The 16,633-nt window shown below is 31.1% G+C and carries 19 protein-coding genes; 14 read left to right on the top strand and 5 right to left on the bottom strand.

The features are described from left to right. The first annotated feature begins 255 nt into the window (after positions 1 to 255). The 8 genes from BUB42_RS15265 (at position 256) to BUB42_RS15230 (ending at position 7,699) form a co-directional block, all read left to right on the top strand. The gene (locus tag BUB42_RS15265; RefSeq protein WP_084118359.1) at positions 256 to 1,035 is read left to right on the top strand and encodes a superoxide dismutase; all 780 of its coding nucleotides are present in this window, start codon (positions 256 to 258) and stop codon (positions 1,033 to 1,035) included. 215 nt (positions 1,036 to 1,250) lie between these two features. After that, positions 1,251 to 2,456 carry an LETM1-related biofilm-associated protein gene (locus BUB42_RS15260; RefSeq protein WP_073021922.1) on the top strand — a complete coding sequence of 402 codons (1,206 nt, stop codon included), beginning with the start codon at positions 1,251 to 1,253 and terminating at the stop codon, positions 2,454 to 2,456. Positions 2,457 to 2,909: 453 nt separating this feature from the next. Beyond that, positions 2,910 to 4,346 carry an NADP-dependent isocitrate dehydrogenase gene (locus BUB42_RS15255; protein ID WP_073021920.1) on the top strand — a complete coding sequence of 479 codons (1,437 nt, stop codon included), beginning with the start codon at positions 2,910 to 2,912 and terminating at the stop codon, positions 4,344 to 4,346. Between the two features lie 18 nt (positions 4,347 to 4,364). Further along, positions 4,365 to 4,607, top strand: a complete 243-nt coding sequence (locus tag BUB42_RS15250; protein WP_073021918.1) for a hypothetical protein — start codon at positions 4,365 to 4,367, stop codon at positions 4,605 to 4,607. A gap of 42 nt (positions 4,608 to 4,649) precedes the next feature. Further along, positions 4,650 to 4,928, top strand: coding sequence for a hypothetical protein (locus BUB42_RS15245; RefSeq protein ID WP_073021916.1), 279 nt, complete (start codon positions 4,650 to 4,652; stop codon positions 4,926 to 4,928). Next, on the top strand, positions 4,929 to 5,765 hold the full coding sequence (locus BUB42_RS15240) for a DUF6671 family protein (protein ID WP_073021914.1): 837 nt from the start codon (positions 4,929 to 4,931) through the stop codon (positions 5,763 to 5,765). An 8-nt stretch (positions 5,766 to 5,773) separates the two neighbouring features. Next, complete coding sequence (locus tag BUB42_RS15235) at positions 5,774 to 6,733, top strand: L-threonylcarbamoyladenylate synthase (protein WP_073021912.1); 960 nt, start codon at positions 5,774 to 5,776, stop codon at positions 6,731 to 6,733. Positions 6,734 to 6,739: 6 nt separating this feature from the next. After that, the gene (locus tag BUB42_RS15230; RefSeq protein WP_073021910.1) at positions 6,740 to 7,699 is read left to right on the top strand and encodes a sodium-dependent bicarbonate transport family permease; all 960 of its coding nucleotides are present in this window, start codon (positions 6,740 to 6,742) and stop codon (positions 7,697 to 7,699) included. A 132-nt stretch (positions 7,700 to 7,831) separates the two neighbouring features. On the opposite strand, the gene BUB42_RS15225 is transcribed toward BUB42_RS15230, so the two are convergent. Beyond that, the gene (locus tag BUB42_RS15225; RefSeq protein WP_073021909.1) at positions 7,832 to 8,311 is read right to left on the bottom strand and encodes a Dps family protein; all 480 of its coding nucleotides are present in this window, start codon (positions 8,309 to 8,311) and stop codon (positions 7,832 to 7,834) included. Positions 8,312 to 8,419: 108 nt separating this feature from the next. Here BUB42_RS15225 and BUB42_RS15220 point away from each other — a divergent pair, with 108 nt between their 5' ends. Next, positions 8,420 to 9,361 (top strand): hydrogen peroxide-inducible genes activator, encoded by a 942-nt coding sequence (locus BUB42_RS15220; RefSeq protein WP_073021907.1) that lies wholly within the window; start codon positions 8,420 to 8,422, stop codon positions 9,359 to 9,361. 35 nt (positions 9,362 to 9,396) lie between these two features. Here BUB42_RS15220 and BUB42_RS15215 read toward each other — a convergent pair whose 3' ends face one another. Together BUB42_RS15215 and mnmD are read right to left on the bottom strand one after the other, a co-directional pair. Continuing rightward, a complete protein-coding gene (locus tag BUB42_RS15215; RefSeq protein WP_073021905.1) occupies positions 9,397 to 9,594 on the bottom strand; it encodes a hypothetical protein in 198 nt (65 codons plus the stop codon). Positions 9,595 to 9,755: 161 nt separating this feature from the next. Beyond that, a complete protein-coding gene (mnmD, locus tag BUB42_RS15210) occupies positions 9,756 to 10,418 on the bottom strand; it encodes a tRNA (5-methylaminomethyl-2-thiouridine)(34)-methyltransferase MnmC2 (RefSeq protein ID WP_073021904.1) in 663 nt (220 codons plus the stop codon). A gap of 300 nt (positions 10,419 to 10,718) precedes the next feature. On the opposite strand from mnmD, the gene BUB42_RS15205 reads away from it, so the two are divergent. Continuing rightward, positions 10,719 to 11,786 carry a branched-chain amino acid aminotransferase gene (locus BUB42_RS15205; RefSeq protein WP_073021928.1) on the top strand — a complete coding sequence of 356 codons (1,068 nt, stop codon included), beginning with the start codon at positions 10,719 to 10,721 and terminating at the stop codon, positions 11,784 to 11,786. A 106-nt stretch (positions 11,787 to 11,892) separates the two neighbouring features. Here the strand turns inward: BUB42_RS15205 and BUB42_RS15200 are convergent, their stop codons facing one another. Then, positions 11,893 to 12,276 (bottom strand): pyrophosphohydrolase domain-containing protein, encoded by a 384-nt coding sequence (locus BUB42_RS15200; RefSeq protein ID WP_073021902.1) that lies wholly within the window; start codon positions 12,274 to 12,276, stop codon positions 11,893 to 11,895. A gap of 553 nt (positions 12,277 to 12,829) precedes the next feature. Between BUB42_RS15200 and BUB42_RS15190 the strand changes: the two genes are divergently transcribed. The 4 genes from BUB42_RS15190 to BUB42_RS15175 are packed head-to-tail and all read left to right on the top strand — an operon-like array spanning position 12,830 to position 15,496. Beyond that, complete coding sequence (locus BUB42_RS15190) at positions 12,830 to 13,951, top strand: SRPBCC family protein (RefSeq protein WP_073021898.1); 1,122 nt, start codon at positions 12,830 to 12,832, stop codon at positions 13,949 to 13,951. A 58-nt stretch (positions 13,952 to 14,009) separates the two neighbouring features. After that, a complete protein-coding gene (locus BUB42_RS15185) occupies positions 14,010 to 14,552 on the top strand; it encodes an RNA polymerase sigma factor (protein WP_073021897.1) in 543 nt (180 codons plus the stop codon). Between the two features lie 32 nt (positions 14,553 to 14,584). Beyond that, on the top strand, positions 14,585 to 14,998 hold the full coding sequence (locus BUB42_RS15180; RefSeq protein WP_073021895.1) for a hypothetical protein: 414 nt from the start codon (positions 14,585 to 14,587) through the stop codon (positions 14,996 to 14,998). Between the two features lie 39 nt (positions 14,999 to 15,037). Further along, entirely contained in the window at positions 15,038 to 15,496 is a 459-nt protein-coding gene (locus BUB42_RS15175) for a sensor of ECF-type sigma factor (RefSeq protein ID WP_073021893.1), read from the top strand. Between the two features lie 61 nt (positions 15,497 to 15,557). Here the strand turns inward: BUB42_RS15175 and BUB42_RS15170 are convergent, their stop codons facing one another. Further along, positions 15,558 to 16,622: a WD40/YVTN/BNR-like repeat-containing protein gene (locus BUB42_RS15170; RefSeq protein WP_073021891.1), complete on the bottom strand. Its 1,065-nt coding sequence runs from the start codon at positions 16,620 to 16,622 to the stop codon at positions 15,558 to 15,560. Between the last annotated feature and the right edge of the window lie 11 nt (positions 16,623 to 16,633).

Below are 16,633 nucleotides of genomic sequence, written 5' to 3'. Positions count from 1 at the left end.
TATTCAAATATGGATTAGATTATTTATCCAAATTCCTTTTAACGGGATTTAATTCATTAGAAAACAATATGTTCAGTTTTTTGTCATGTACTTAAGTAAATCTTATAAAATTTATATAATTCCTTACAAGAAAATCATTATTGGCTTATAACTATGTAAACTTAATAGGCAAATTTAGAAGTTTATTAGCGTCATACTAATTTATAATGCCTAATTTTATGACTTACTATTTACTCTTTTTAAATAACATCACTTATGGAAAATAATAACGCAAGAAGAAATTTTTTAAAACAAACAGCAATTCTATCAACTGCAACAATTATTGGCTCTAGTTTATTCACTTCAACATTTGCAGCTGAAAAATCGCTAAATATTGATAGTGAAATTCTCGACTACGCGAATTTAAATCTAGAAGCGCCATACTCTTTGCCGAAATTAGATTACGATTATGATGGATTAGAACCGCACATTGATAAGGCTACAATGGAAATTCATCATAAAAAACATCATCAAGGTTATGTAACGAATTTAAACAAAGCCATAGAGACCTTAGACCCTAAATTAATCGAACAGTCAAAATCTTTAGATACTATTTTCAATGTAATGTCCAAATTTCCAGAATCAGTGCGAAATAATGCTGGCGGTCATTACAATCATAGTTTATTTTGGACGTTAATGAAACCAAATGGCGGAGGCAATCCAAAAGGTAAATTAGCTGATGCAATAAGCAGTACTTTTGGTTCTTTTGATGAATTTAAAAAACAATTTAACGACGCTTCAATGAAACGATTTGGATCTGGCTGGGCCTGGCTAGTGGTTCAAGATGGAAAATTAGTTATTGGCTCAACGCCAAATCAAGATAATCCATTAATGCGGTTACGTGGTAAAGGTTTTAAAGGAAAACCAGTTTTAGCACTTGATGTTTGGGAACACGCATATTACTTAAAAAACCAGAATAGAAGAGCAGATTATCTCGAATCGTATTGGAAAGTAGTAAATTGGGATGCCGCAGAAAATCTATTCAATTCTTTATGAATTTTTTAAAGCCCTAAATCAAAATCTTGATTTTGGGCTTTTTTATAAATAACCCTACCTAAAATGACCAAAAATAATTTTCACTCCAAAAAATATTATTAACGCTTATAATTTCATCTTATCTCAATATTGTCATAATAACTGCTTTAAGAAACTAAAAATACATGTCAAAACTATAGCAAAAATGAATAGCTTTGTACCTTCAAATTAAAGCAATGATTAACCCTTCGGCAACAGGATGGATAGACAAATTTTTCACTGAACAAAAAATTTCAGAAGAAACTGTGTTTATGGACAGCAATATTTTTTATGATAAAGTGAGAAATACAGGTTTCATTTACGGTCATATTATTTCATTTGAAACTTCCGCAGCAATAAATACTAAAGGGTGGTACAAAGAAGAAATTTCAAAAGTGGCATTACTAAATACACTTTATGGCGTTTATTGCTTTATTGATGATAATACTAACAATAACAATAGCGCTACTTTTATCTCTAAGGTTGTTCACTTTTACAATCAAATGAATCCTCAAGGCTTCAATTTATTTAAAAAAATTTTACCTACAAACTCGCCTTCTTTAAAGCTAGAAAAAATCATTGATGAACGAGTACAAACTAATGATAGTATTATTAGTAAAAATTTTTCACATCTTGTAACAAACGCCTTATTGTTCATTGATGTTTTGGCGTTCCAGCAATACTTGGTTCACAGTGAAATTCCTGAAAAATATTTGCAAAAAATCGAGGAAACTATCATAAATACGGTTGCACTTGCGTTAAAAGTTAAGTCGAAAAAATCGCAATATGATGATTTATTAATCAAGCTTTTTGAAGCTTCGATTCGGTATAGTAAATTCTCTACAAATTCAGTCCAAAATTTAGAATCTCTACAATTGGATTATCTTACAACAGATTTCGAAAAAAAATATTTAGTAGATTTGGCGGGAATGGCCTTATGGAGTGATGCCGAAATTGAGAATGAAGAATTATATTTTTTGTATTCACTGTCGCAGATTCTTGCAATTCCTGATGCTTTTGTAGATAATAGTATTTCAAAAACGTACCAATTTATTACCACATATAAAAATGAAATACCCTATTTCAATTATTCTAATCCGGTCAAACATTTTTACGATCAAACTACTCAAAGTGTAGTTACAATAATCACTCGTAATAAGAATAGGTTAATCAAGGAAATTGTGCAAAGCAAAGAATTAATGGTACTTCTATCACATTCAACAATTAGAGATTTGGATGAAAAAGAGAAAAAGAAAGTCAAAAAACAATTATTAGAAGTATGTAAAACGGTTCCATCGTTAGCAATATTTTTATTACCTGGCGGTAGTCTTTTACTACCCATCTTAATAAAGTTTATTCCCCAGTTACTACCCTCGGCTTTTAACGAAAATAGGGAAGAATAGACCTTCGCGAACTAATAAAATATTTAAAGAACATTTCCTTAAATAAATTAATATAATTGAATATCGAATAATGTAATTTATAAAAATATAAATTCGTGTTATTATTAATAAATAACTGTCTTAAAAATCTACTTTTTGTTATCTTTATAAAAACATTGCAACAATTAAAATTTTATCTATTGTTTTTGCCAGAACAACCGTGCAAAACCTTCTTTTTAAATTCCAATTGTTAAAATATAAAAATTATTTCAGATTAATAAGTATTAATTAAAATGAAGTAATACAGATAATTAACCTTTAGGCAATAGCTGTTGTTCAGACACTTACTGAAATTTAAATTTTAGGGATAAACAAACTATAAATTTACTTTATGTATTGTATTAAATATATAAATAAACACACAAAGAATAAAAACTTCAATTTTGCGCAATCAAAAAGTAAAACATAAATATAATGACACGAATTACAGTAGCAAAAGGCGACGGAATTGGACCAGAAATTATGAATGCCACTTTGAACATCATCAAAGCAGCAGGCGCTCAAATAGAAATTGACGAAATAGAAGTTGGTGAAAAAGTGTACTTGTCAGGGAACACTTCAGGAATAGCTGCTGAATCTTGGGACATAATCCGAAGAAACAAAATATTTTTAAAAGCGCCTATTACCACTCCACAAGGTGGTGGATATAAAAGTTTGAATGTAACTACAAGAAAATTTCTTGGATTATATTCTAATGTTAGACCATGTATAAGTTTACACCCATTTGTTGAAACAAAGCATCCAGGAATGGATATTGTAATTATTCGCGAAAATGAGGAAGACTTATACGCTGGAATTGAACATCAACAAACTGACGAAGTAATTCAATGTCTAAAATTAATTAGCCGTCCTGGTTGTGAAAAAATTGTCCGATATGCATTTGAGTACGCTAAAGTCTATGGTAGAAAAAAAGTTACCTGCTTTACGAAGGATAATATTATGAAACAAACAGACGGATTATTCCACCAAGTGTTTGATGAAATAGCAGTTGAATATCCAGAAATCGAAAATGAACATTGGATTATCGATATTGGTGCTGCAAAAATGGCTGATACTCCTGAAATCTTTGATGTTATTGTAACTTTAAACCTTTACGGAGATGTTTTATCAGATATTGCTGCTCAAATTGCTGGATCGGTTGGACTTGCGGGTTCAGCAAATATTGGCGAAGAATGTGCAATGTTTGAGGCAATACACGGTTCAGCGCCAAGACGTGCAGGACAAAATTTAGCCAATCCATCAGGCTTAATAGAAGGTGCAGTTATGATGCTTAACCATATTGGACAAACAGACGTAGCTGAAAAAGTTCAAAACGCATGGCTCAAAACCATTGAAGATGGTATTCATACATATGACATTTACAAAGAGGGAGTAAGCAAACAAAAAGTAGGGACAAAAGAGTTTTCTGAGGCGGTAATTGCTAATTTAGGAAATAATCCAACAATTCTAAAACAAGTTTCTTTCGCAAAAGATGCTGTATTAAAACTCCCGAAATACGTAAAAAAACCAGCTGCGAATAAAGTTTTAGTTGGTGTAGATTTATTCGTGCATTGGAACGGAACAAATCCAAATGAAATTGCAAAAAAATTAGAATCTGTAAAATTGAGTAATACTGATCTTACTATGATTTCCAATCGTGGAATTAAAGTTTGGCCAGAAGGCTTTGAAGAAACATTCTGCACGGATCATTGGCGTTGTAGATTTAAACCAAATGATGGAAAAACAATTGATAAAGGCCATATTATTGCAATGCTCTCAAATGCTGTAGCAGCCGAAGTTGATGTTATCAAAACAGAAAATTTATACGAATTTGACGGAAAATTAGGTTACTCTTTAGGACAAGGACAATAAATTATAAAACGACTCAATATGACAATACAACTTCTTGAAGGCGAATTCAATGCTAATGATGCGGTAGAATTAATAACTAAAATGATTGAAGTAAAAATTAAATTTCATGAGAGTAAAATAAGTAAATCACAACAAGAAGAGGATATTAAAAGTAGGGAGAATAAAATCAAAGCGCTACAAAACTCGCTTTATGATGCTCGAACTTTTTTGAATTCAAAAAATGACAGTGTAAATATAAATTCATCCTTGAAAATTAAATAGCAAACTTAAACTAAATTTGCTTTTTGTTAAAAAATTTACAATATGAAAAATGAAACGGAATTTAAACTAATAGATGGGATATTTTCATCAGATGAAGCTGCTAATATTTTAGCAGCTTTGTTTGATTATAAAATAGATTATCACAATAGAGAAGATTTCAGCAATCACATCCGGTTTAATAAAGATCTTTCACATTCTAAACATCGAATTGACGAACTTATTACCGCAAAAGAAGCAATTAAAAAATTAATTGATGAATCTAAATTTAGTGCTTCCAATTTAGTTATCAAAAGTACTGTTACAATAAGCTTAGAAAAATAAATGTTTACAGGGCGAAAACTTTTAATTGCAACAAAACATCAAAAGGAAAAAATAATTGCACCACTGATTGAAAAAGCCATTGGTGCACTTTGTTTTATCTCTACTGCTTTTGACACAGATTCGTTGGGAACCTTTTCAGGAGAAATCGAAAGAAAAGACAATGCATTAACAACTTTAAGAAATAAATGTTTACTTGGCTTTCAAAACACTAATTGCGATTTAGTAATTGCTAGCGAAGGTTCTTTTGGAGCACATCCCACTCTTTTTTTCGCTTCGGCAAATGAAGAAATGATAATGCTTAAAGACTTCAAAAATGATATAGAAATTGTTGCTAGAGAACTTAGCTTAGAGACTAATAGTAAAGGAATAACGATTGAATTTGAAAAGGATTTAATAGAATTTGCTCAAAATATTCAGTTCCCAGCTCATGGAATTATACTAAAATCGAGCGAAAAAAATCCACTGAAAATCCGTAAAGATTTTGACTCGTTAGTGGAATTATTGGAACAATACAACCGTTTAAAATCAGATCATTCAAGTATTTATGCTGAAACTGACATGCGCGCACATCGCAATCCCACACGCATGAAGGTAATTGAAAAGGTGACTTATTCACTGATTGAAAAAATAAAAAATTGTTGTCCTAATTGTAAAACTCCCGGATTTGATGTTGTATCTGCACAATTTGGATTACCTTGCGCCCTTTGCTCCTTGCCCACTAGATCCACTTTGAGCCATTTATATCAATGCAAAAAATGTGGTTTCCAGCAAGAAAAAATGTTTCCTCGAGGTATTCAAGTAGAAGATCCAACGTATTGTGACAATTGTAATCCGTAATAAAAACAATGATTGAAATTTCAACTGATTTAATCAAAGCTAAAAAAATTCTTGAAAATAACGATTTAGTTTCTATACCAACAGAGACCGTATATGGTTTAGCTGGAAATATTTACAGTGAAACGGCAATCAAAAAAATTTTTGAAACTAAAAAAAGACCACTTTTTAATCCGTTAATTGTACACATTCACGACAAAGAGGAATTGGTCAAAATAGCAATTGAAATCCCTGAAAAAGCTGCAAAATTAGCTTCGCATTTCTGGCCTGGTTCATTGACTTTAGTCTTAAAAAAAAACTCGGCTATACCTGATATTATAACAGCTGGAAAAGATACAGTTGCCGTCAGAGTGCCCAACCATCCATTAACTCTTGCTTTGCTAAAGTCACTCCCATTTCCGCTTGCAGCACCAAGCGCAAATCCTTTTGGATCTATAAGTCCAACAACTGCTCAACATGTGGCTAATTATTTTCAAGATGATCTTTCCTTAGTCTTGGATGGCGGAAAATGTCAAAACGGAATTGAATCTACTATTATTGGCTTTGAAGATAACAAAGCTGTTTTATATCGCTTAGGATCTATATCAATTGAAGATCTAGAAGCTGTTATCGGTGCAATTGAAATCAAAAATAATGATGAAAATACGCCTAATGCGCCAGGAATGTTGTCCAGACATTACGCACCCAAAACAAAAACAATTTTAGTAAACGATGTTGCAAATGAAATGCCGAAATTTAAGGGTCAAAGAATTGGACTTTTACTTTTTCAACCAAATGATTACTTATTCCCAAATACTGTGACGGAAATACTTTCTGAAACAGCCGATCTAAAAGAAGCAATGTCTAATTTATATGCAGCAATGCACCGACTAGATAAAGAAAATTTAGATTTAATTATTGCTGAAAAATTTCCAAATAATAATTTAGGAAAATCAATTAACGATCGCTTGTTACGCGCTACAAAAAACTAATATGTTATGAATTTAGACTTACTTTTTGAAAATCTTACCAATCCAGCATTGCTCTTTTTTATTTTGGGAGTACTAGCTGTAAAATTAAAAAGTGATTTAGAAATACCAAAAAACTCTTCAAAATTTATTTCCCTTTACTTACTGTTTTCAATTGGGTTTAAAGGCGGACAAGAACTAGCGCATAGCGATTTCACGATGGAAATTGTTTGGTCAGTTGTATTTGGAGTTTTGATTGCTTTGATCATTCCTGTGTATTCTTTTTTTATACTCCGACGAAAATTTAACATCTATGATTCAGGAGCCATTGCAGCGGCTTATGGCTCAGTTAGCGCAGTTACCTTTGTGACAGCAGTTAGTTTTCTCGAACTTCAAAATATGACTTTTAGCGGACATATGGTCGCTGTAATGGCTTTAATGGAGGCACCCGCAATAATTGTAGGAGTAATTTTGATCAGGATGTTTGATAAAAAAACGGAATCAAATACCTCAATTTTATCGTTAATTAAACATTCATTTACCAATGGTAGTGTTTTACTAATTTTAGGTAGTTTAATTATTGGCATGCTTGCCAGTGATGAGCAAGCAATGGGAATAAAACCATTTACTAATGACCTATTCAAAGGATTTTTAGCTATGTTTCTGCTGGACATGGGAATTATAAGTGGAAGAAAACTAGGCGATTTTATAAAAAGTGGTTGGTTTGCAATTCTATTTGCCATTGCGATACCTCTTATTAACGGTTGCATCGTTGCAATTGCAAGTAGTGTAATTACTGATGATGTTGGAAATAGATTTATTTTATCAGTTTTAGCAGCAAGCGCCTCTTATATTGCAGTTCCAGCAGCAATGAAAATAGCAGTTCCAAAAGCTAACCCAGGTTTATTTTTACCAATGGCACTTGCGATAACATTTCCTTTTAACATAACTTTAGGAATGCCTATTTATTTATCCATAATTATGGCATAAAAAAATAGCAAAAATACACTCGTCCCAATAATCGTGTTCTATAAATATTGCAAGAATGATTATTTAGTAAACGAAAAAAAAAGCAAAATAAAAACAGGAATTTTTATTTTGCTTTTTTTATCAAAATAGAAGTTATAAACTTTCTTCAAGCCAAGCTTGCATCATCCAAATTGTTTTTTCTTGTTCTGCGATGAAATCGCTCATCATTGCATTAGTTCCCTCATCATTAATTTCAGATGACTTGGTAAGAATTTCTCTTTCCATTTTCAGTAAATGTGATAAAGACGTAACTATCAACTGAACTGCTTTTTCATCATTTGAAATATTTTTACCAACAACTAATTGATTATTTTGAATGTAATCCTCAAAAGTATGAAGAGGAGTTCCTCCAACTGTTAAAACCCTTTCGGCAATTAAGTCAATTTTAATTTGAGAATCTGTGTATAATTCCTCAAACTTAACATGTAAATCAAAAAAGCGCTTCCCTCTAATATTCCAGTGAATTCCTCTCAAATTCTGATAATATACTTGAAAATTTGACAATAAAATGTTTAACTCATTTGCAATCACTTCCGATTCTTTTACAGCGAGACCTAAGATATTTGTTTTCATTTCTTTTATTTTAATATTACAACTAAACGTAAATTTACGCAACAATAATTAAAAAACCATAATAAAAAGCTATAGTTTTAGTAAATTTGCATTGTAAAATATTATACTATGACAATAACACAATTAAAATATGTTCTTGCGGTGGCTGAGCATAAAAACTTCACGCTAGCAGCTGAAAAATGTTTTGTCACTCAACCTACATTGAGTATGCAAATTCAAAAAATTGAGGAGGAATTAAGGATACAGATATTTGACCGAACAAAAAAACCAATTCAGCTGACAGATATTGGTCAAAAAATTGTAAACCAAGCCAAAAACATTGTCAACGAAGCAGATCGAATTCAGGACATAGTTGAACAGCAAAAAGGTTTTATAGGAGGAGAATTTAAGCTTGGAATTATTCCTACTATTATGCCTACTTTACTGCCTATGTTTTTAAATAATTTTATTAAAAAATATCCAAAAGTTAAACTTATTATTGAGGAGCTCAACACTGATGAAATTATTACAAAACTCAATAACGGTCATCTTGATGCAGCAATCGCTGCAACTCCGCTTCTAGAGGATAAAATAAAAGAAATCGTATTGTATTTCGAGCCTTTTGTAGCCTATATTCCAGAGAGCCATCATCATTTCCAAAAAGAAGAAATAGAAATTTCCGACTTAAACTTAAATGAAATTTTACTGTTACAAGATGGACATTGTTTTCGTGATGGAATTTTAAATTTATGTAAAAACACTATTAGAGAAGAAAAAGGAAATTTTCGGATCGAAAGTGGAAGTTTTGAAACATTAATAAAATTAGCAGATGAAGGTTTGGGCACAACATTACTTCCCTATTTGCACACCCTTGATTTGAAAGATGCTGATAAATTGAAACTTAGACACTTTAAGGAACCAAAGCCAGCGCGGGAAGTAAGTTTAATTTTTCCAAAAAACGAATTGAAGATTCATATAATTGAAGCATTAAGAAGTACGATTGCAGGTGTAATTAAAGGTGCTATAGTTTTTCAAAATGTACAAATAATCCCCTCGATATATAAAAAATAAAGAAAGGAAGCTAAATGACTTCCTTTCTTTATTTTTTATGAATTTACAATAGCTAAACATTGTCTAAGTTCAGGCCTTCCTAACGTAAAACTGAGTAACCACTCCCTTAATTGTTCCATTTCATAAGGTAACAACATTTTTATAGCTTTTTCTAACTCTTTACAGAAGAGTTTAGCATCAAAACTTACTCTTTCTAAAACTGATTTTGTGTAGTCAAACATTATTTTTGTCATGATAAAAGGCAGATTTTAGTTTATTATTTATTTCGAAATCGATGTAAAAATACATCCTTTTACAATCATCTGATAATTATTTAACGAAGTTTTTGGTTTTTGATTTAGCAATAAAACACGCGTTCTATTTATAAAAATCGAGAATGATTATTTAAGATACTTTATTTTTTAATTGCCCGAAACATTTCTCGCTTGCCGGGAGGTCCAGCTAGCTTTTCAACTGTAAAACCCACTTCGATCATACTTCTTTTTACGACGCCACGTGCTGCATAAGTGACTAGAACTCCATTTGCCTTTAGCGAATTGAACATTTTTTTGAAAATTGCTGTGCTCCACAATTCTGGTTGCACGCGATAACCAAAAGCATCAAAATAAATAAGATCAAATCTATTTTCATCGTCAATGGTTTCAAAGAATTGTTTGCGTTTCATTAATGTAAAATCGTCTGAAATTATAATTTTTTCTTCCCAGTTGCTTTCATGCATTTTTTCAAAAATGGCACGAGCTGAATTTGCATTTAATTGCTCTACATAATTCATACTTAAAACTTCGCTCGCAGAAATAGGGTAAGCCTCTACTCCAACATAATCAATTACTTGATTCATTTTTTTACCTTGCAAAACGGTTATAAAAGCATTCAAACCAGTTCCAAAACCAATTTCGAGTATCGAAATGGATTTATTTTGAAATAAAGAAAGCCCATTTTTAATGAACACATGTTGGGCTTCTTGAATTGCTCCGTGTTTAGAATGATAGCATTCATCCCAATCAGTTAAATGTATGGTTGTTGAGCCGTCAAGTGTCTGGATTATTTCTCTTTTCAAAATTATAATTTATAGTTATACCGCATTAAAATAATATAGCAGTTCAAAAATAAGCAAAAGTATTGCGTGAAACTTCTAAAATGATTAGATAATTCAAAAGCAACTGGATTCATACTTTTAGGATTAGAAATTAACTAAATAATAAAATAAGTTGATGAACAGTATAATTAATGGTTTTTCGATAAGCAATTTGCTGATTTTTATTTAATTTTGCACCAAAATAAATTTTACTTTATCTAAAAGTTTTTGTTTTACTTTTTTCTATTGACCAACACAAAATTAAAAAATTATTATACTATCATGAATGTATCTCAAACTTGCAAAATCGAAATAACAAAATCTCTAGTTTCGAAAATAAATGCAGTGGATTTTGAAAATTTAAGCTTTGGTTCCGTTTTCACGGATCATTTATTTGAATGTGATTTTAAAAATGGGGAATGGCAACAACCAGTTATTAAGCCTTACGCTCCTTTTTTATTAGACCCATCAAGTCGTGTTTTTCATTATGGTCAAGCAATTTTTGAAGGAATGAAAGCCTATAAAGATGGTAGCGATGCAATATGGCTTTTTAGACCTGATGAAAATTTTAAAAGATTTAATAAATCGGCAGTTAGAATGGCTATGCCAGAAGTTCCTGAAGAAATATTTATGAGCGGATTGAATCAGTTATTACAACTGGACAAAGCGTGGGTTAAAAAAGGAAGCGGCAATGCAATGTACATTAGGCCATTTATGATTGCTACCGGTGGTGGCGTAATTGCCAACCCCTCGACTGAATATAAATTTATGATTATTCTCTCTCCTGTTACCTCTTATTATTCAGGTGAGGTAAAAGTTTTGATTGCCGAGCATTACAGCCGCGCCGCTAATGGTGGTATTGGTGCTGCTAAAGCTGCTGGAAATTATGCCGCACAGTTTTTTCCAACAAACTTGGCCAATAAAGCAGGCTTTCAACAGGTAATTTGGACTGATGATGCCACGCACACCATGCTGGAAGAAGCTGGAACGATGAACGTTTTTTTTAGAATTAATGACACCTTATTGACCGCACCTGTGAGCGAACGTATTTTGGACGGAGTTACTAGAAAAACCTTAATTGACCTAGCTAAAAGTGAAAATATAAACTTGGAAATACGCCCAGTATTAGTTTCAGAGTTAATAGAAGCATCAAAAAATGGCACTTTAAAAGAAATTTTTGGATCCGGAACTGCCGCTGTTGTAAGTCCAATTGCTGGCTTCTCGTTTCAAGACATTTATTATGAATTGCCAAAAATTGAAAATACAGTAGCTCTTCAATTAAAAAATAAATTAACTAGCATTCAAAATAAGTTGGAAGAAGATAAATTTGGATGGACAGTAAAGATATAAGACCATCGGAGTAAATAACTTAAAAGTCGATTTTCATAACGAAAATCGACTTTTTTTATCGTGAACGGCTCTTCATTTATAAAAGTAGTTATTTAGTAAATCAAGTCTATTTCAAAATCTTTGAAAAATCTGGTTTAACGTAATTTATCCCCTTCATCACTTTGCCATCTTCTCTGTATATTGGTTTTCCGTTTTGATCTAGTTTACTCATATTACTGCGCTGAATTTCATCAAATACCGCCTCAATTTTATCCTGTAAACCATGCTCAATGATAGTTCCGCAGAGAATATAAAGCATGTCACCTAGTGCATCTGCAATTTCGACTAAATCGCCGTTTTGGGTTGCTTCTAAATATTCTTCATTTTCCTCTTTCATCAGATCATAGCGAAGTCGATGTTTGCTATCACCTAAATTTGCATTGGGCTCAGTATTATAATCTATCTTAAAAGTAATATGAAAATCTTTTACCGCATTAATTTGTTTTTGCATCTTGTAAATATTTATTAAATGAAAGACAAAATAGGAAACTAATCTTAAACAAATAACTAAATTTGTGAAAAAATATAGAAAAATATGTTTAGTCAAGGACAGTTAGTATTTGCAGCGCTTTTTTTCATTGCATTTGTTATTGCAGTATGGTATGCTTATCGTAAGGATTTGCCACTACACAAAATATTTTACAAGGACAATTACAAAATTTTAATTGCTTTTCTCGGTTTTATTGCCGTTTTATTTCTAATTAAAATATTTTTTAAACGCTAGATTTTGAGTCTGCAGAAAATTTGTCCACTTTTCAGTGGACTTTTTTATTGCAAAAATGTACAACGGTAAAAAATACACTCCAATTGCATTGTAAATTTATGGTATTTTTCTTAAAACCATTAATGACCTTTCTGGTGCTTATTTCCGCTAAAAAATATTTAATAAAGACAAAAAGCGTTTTTCTAAACATTTATTCAGAAAATCCTATGATATTTTCCTAGACTTTCTAAAACATGCAATTTAAATATCTAACTTTACACAATCAATTAACATTTGCAACATGAGGATTTTAAAATATTTATTTCTTTTACTGCTATTAAGTTTTGTCGCGTCAACAATTTTTATTGCAACCCAAAAAGGAAATTTTACAGTGGAAAGAAGCCAAATAATAAATTCTCCAAAATCTAATGTATTTAATTATGTAAATGATCTTAAAAATTTTGTGAATTATAGTTCATGGATTAGAGATGACTCTTCTTCAGCGCTTATATATTCTGATAAAACATTTGGTGTCGGGGCCAAATTATCGTGGGAGGGAACGAGAGGATCAGGAGACGTTAAAACTAACATCGTAAAAGCGAATGACAGTATTTCTCAAGAAATGAATTTCGATGGTAACTCATCCTCGGTTTTTTGGACTTTCAAAGATACTACAGGTGGCACAAAGGTTACTTGGAAATCAGTTGGGAAAATGAACTTTAAAATGAAAGTTTACACTGCTTTCAACGGTGGTATTGATCGAATGGTAGGTATAATGCTAGAAAGAAGTCTAATTAATTTAAATAAAGTATTGGACTTAGAAATCAATTCCTTCACTGTAAAAGTAGATGGATTAGCTATAAAACCGGGTAGTTTTTACTTAAAACAGACATTTACAAGTAAAATTGAAAATGTAACAAAAAATTCCCGCATCGTATTTCAAAAAATTATTACTTTTTGTGATAAAAATAATATTGAATTGAACGGTAAACCTTTTATACTTTATCACACTTATAATTTAACAACAGGATTGACTACACTGTCGTTTTGTATACCTATAAAAAATCAAATAATGACGAGCTCGGGTAGTGATATCTTAGCGGGAAAGCTAGAGCAGTTTGATGCTATTAAAACGACCTTAAAAGGTGATTATATGCATTCTCAAAAAGCAATTGACAAAACAATTGCCTATATTAATTCTAATAAAATTGAATTAGATCAATCATTTTCACACCTTGAAATTTTAAAAACAAGCCGAACTGAAAATAGTAATCCATCGCAGTGGGTCAGTGAGCTATATTTTCCAATAAAACCAAAGGTAATTCCAGTTCGAACTTATTTTCCCGCAGCTCGAAAGAAAATTGAAGAGATAATTGCGCCTATTCCGGCTCCAATAAAAGAAGAAGAAGAGTCAGAATTCTAATTTTATCAAATACATTAAACCTTTACGATAAATTCTATTCTAATCTATAAAAATAATTTTGCAAGAAGAACAGGAATTTATACAGCAATTATTAGATCCTGAAACACGAAATCAAGCGTTTCAAAGGTTGATATTTGAGTATCAAAGACCGCTTTACAGTCAAATAAGAAACATTGTTTTAGATCATGATGATACTGATGATGTTTTGCAAAATACTTTTATAAAAATTTTTCAGAATTTAAAAAATTTCAAAGGAGATAGCAAACTTTTTTCATGGATGTACCGCATTGCAACCAATGAGGCTTTGACGTTTTTAAAACAAAAAACAAGAAAAAGCGGTATTTGCTGGGAAGCAATTCAAAATAAAGTTATTGAAAATTTAGAAGCAGATATTTACTTTGATGGAAATGAAATTCAAATAAAGTTACAAAAGGCAGTAGCACAATTACCTGCGAAACAGCAATTGATTTTTAAAATGAAGTATTTTGAAGAACTCAAATACGAAGAAATTTCTGAAATTCTAGGAACTTCTATAGGCGGTTTAAAAGCTTCCTACCATATTGCTGTAAAAAAAATAGAAGCATTTGTGACAGCAAATTAAACCATTTTATAATAGTAAAGTCTTAACACTATATGAAAACATTTAAATTAGATAATGAACCTAAAATTGAATCTGGATTTAAAACTCCAGACCATTATTTTGAGAATTTTTCATCAAAAGTAATGGAGAAAATGGCAGAAGACGAAATAAAAGTAATTCCTATTTTTCAAAAAAGGAATTACGTTTATTTTGCGGTAGCGGCAGTTTTAGTTATCTCTTTGCTAGTTCCAGCAATGTATAATTGGTCAACAAATAGTTCGGAAATAGATTCAGTTGCATTAGAAAATTATATTACTTATCAATCTAATGTAAATCAGTATGATTTGATAAATAATTTAGGAGAAGAGGACATTAAAAATATCAAAGTAAACATTGCAATAGAAGATAAAGCTATAGAAGACGTCTTATCATTAAATTCAAATTTGGAAAATTTAATTGTCGAATAAATTATATAAACAAAAACGTGTAAATTAAAAATATAAAATATGAATACTCGAAAATTAATTACACTTTTTTTAATGCTGTTGTCTCTTACCCTTTGCGCTCAAGGCGAAAATATGAAGGAAAAGAAAGAGCAAATTAGAGGATTAAAAGTGGCTTTTTTTACAACTGAATTAAATTTTACAAACAGTGAAGCAGAGAAATTCTGGCCTCTTTACAATACTTTTGATGACAATCAATTTGAACTGAGACATCAAAAAATGAGAGCATTTAGTAAAAGAATGAATGATGGCTCACTTGATAAAATAAGCGAAAAAGAAGCAATGCAATTTCTAGCCCAAATAGAAGATACTGAAGAAGAGTTGTTTTTACTTCGAAAAAAATTTATGCAAAATGTTAAAACAATTTTACCTGCTGTTAAAATAGTTAAACTGAAAAAAGCAGAGGAAGATTTCAATAGAAAATTATTGCAACAGTACCGCAATAAAGGTTCTAAAAAGTAATCAACTTATTCTAGCTTTATAAACACCCCAAAAGAGGTAAATATTCCTCCCGTGAGGTTTTTTAATTTCTGAACTTGATGTGAATCATTTTATCTTTACCAGCAGCAACTGCATTATTTTTATCAAAAAAGCGAAGTGTATAGAGGCTTGAATCATTTAACAACTTTGTCCACTTCTTTCCTGCACTATTGGAGTAAAAAAGTCCTGCAGTTCCCACTGTTACAAGCGCTCTTCCATTACTTTCTGGCACATATTGAATACAAGAAGCATATCCAAAAGCTTGCTCATTAGCGATAAGTTTCCACTTTTTCCCGCCATTAGTTGTTATTGCTTTATTTGCAACATTTTGATTTGGAAGCTCATAATCGCCTCCTGCAATAAATCCATTTTTAAAATCGTAAAAATCAGCAGTGAAAATTCCAGTCATTGCTTTTCCTTGAACAATAGGAGTTTCATAAACAGACCAGTTACTTCCTCGATCTGGCGAATAAAAAACTCTTGATTTTACTCCTCCGGAAACAATCCAAGCATTATTATTTTTTAAAATAATATTAGTATTGCTAGCTGCAAAAGCTGCTTCTCCCACGGCCACTTTTGGTAACTTTTCGCAGGATACTTTCGACCATGAATTACCGCCGTCTTTCGTTAAAATAATATTTAGACAATTAGAAACTGGATCGCCCATTGCTATTCCGTCATTATCGTCCCAAAATTGCATACTATCAAAAAATACTTTCTCATCTTTTTCTTGATAGACTACTTGTTTTGATAACTTATTTTTCGATATTTTATATAATAGAGCAGGATTTCCGACATTAATTATAAAAATATTATTTCGGGTTTGCGCAATACTTCTAAATTCAAGATTTACCGTATCGTTTTCGATAGATTTTTCAACTTTACTTTTTAAATTTAAATCATAAAATCCAAATTTTGCTTTATCAGCAGCGTACCAAATTTTATTTCCATCAATTAAAATCGCTCGAATACTTATTTTATCCTTGAACAAAGTGTCTATAACTACAGACTTAAAACCTACATTATTTAGTTCATGGTTTATGTAATTATTTGTTTTACAGGAATATAAGATTAAAGAAATGAACAAAAACAATAAACTGTTTTTCATAATTAAATTAT

Origin of the sequence: Flavobacterium micromati (assembly GCF_900129585.1) — a bacterium.
Classification (GTDB): Bacteria; Bacteroidota; Bacteroidia; order Flavobacteriales; family Flavobacteriaceae; genus Flavobacterium; species Flavobacterium micromati.
The sequence above is the reverse complement of the archived record's forward strand: the minus strand, read 5'-3'. Positions and strand labels throughout refer to the sequence as shown.

Excerpts from the sequence above, each read along its gene's own strand:
- BUB42_RS15265 (WP_084118359.1), top strand. The coding sequence starts at position 256 with ATGGAAAATAATAACGCAAGAAGAAATTTTTTAAAACAAACAGCAATT.
- BUB42_RS15260 (WP_073021922.1), top strand. The coding sequence starts at position 1,251 with ATGATTAACCCTTCGGCAACAGGATGGATAGACAAATTTTTCACTGAA.
- BUB42_RS15255 (WP_073021920.1), top strand. The coding sequence starts at position 2,910 with ATGACACGAATTACAGTAGCAAAAGGCGACGGAATTGGACCAGAAATT.
- BUB42_RS15250 (WP_073021918.1), top strand. The coding sequence starts at position 4,365 with ATGACAATACAACTTCTTGAAGGCGAATTCAATGCTAATGATGCGGTA.
- BUB42_RS15245 (WP_073021916.1), top strand. The coding sequence starts at position 4,650 with ATGAAAAATGAAACGGAATTTAAACTAATAGATGGGATATTTTCATCA.
- BUB42_RS15240 (WP_073021914.1), top strand. The coding sequence starts at position 4,929 with ATGTTTACAGGGCGAAAACTTTTAATTGCAACAAAACATCAAAAGGAA.
- BUB42_RS15235 (WP_073021912.1), top strand. The coding sequence starts at position 5,774 with ATGATTGAAATTTCAACTGATTTAATCAAAGCTAAAAAAATTCTTGAA.
- BUB42_RS15230 (WP_073021910.1), top strand. The coding sequence starts at position 6,740 with ATGAATTTAGACTTACTTTTTGAAAATCTTACCAATCCAGCATTGCTC.
- BUB42_RS15225 (WP_073021909.1), bottom strand. The coding sequence starts at position 8,311 with ATGAAAACAAATATCTTAGGTCTCGCTGTAAAAGAATCGGAAGTGATT.
- BUB42_RS15220 (WP_073021907.1), top strand. The coding sequence starts at position 8,420 with ATGACAATAACACAATTAAAATATGTTCTTGCGGTGGCTGAGCATAAA.
- BUB42_RS15215 (WP_073021905.1), bottom strand. The coding sequence starts at position 9,594 with ATGACAAAAATAATGTTTGACTACACAAAATCAGTTTTAGAAAGAGTA.
- BUB42_RS15205 (WP_073021928.1), top strand. The coding sequence starts at position 10,719 with ATGAATGTATCTCAAACTTGCAAAATCGAAATAACAAAATCTCTAGTT.
- BUB42_RS15200 (WP_073021902.1), bottom strand. The coding sequence starts at position 12,276 with ATGCAAAAACAAATTAATGCGGTAAAAGATTTTCATATTACTTTTAAG.
- BUB42_RS15190 (WP_073021898.1), top strand. The coding sequence starts at position 12,830 with ATGAGGATTTTAAAATATTTATTTCTTTTACTGCTATTAAGTTTTGTC.
- BUB42_RS15180 (WP_073021895.1), top strand. The coding sequence starts at position 14,585 with ATGAAAACATTTAAATTAGATAATGAACCTAAAATTGAATCTGGATTT.
- BUB42_RS15175 (WP_073021893.1), top strand. The coding sequence starts at position 15,038 with ATGAATACTCGAAAATTAATTACACTTTTTTTAATGCTGTTGTCTCTT.
- BUB42_RS15170 (WP_073021891.1), bottom strand. The coding sequence starts at position 16,622 with ATGAAAAACAGTTTATTGTTTTTGTTCATTTCTTTAATCTTATATTCC.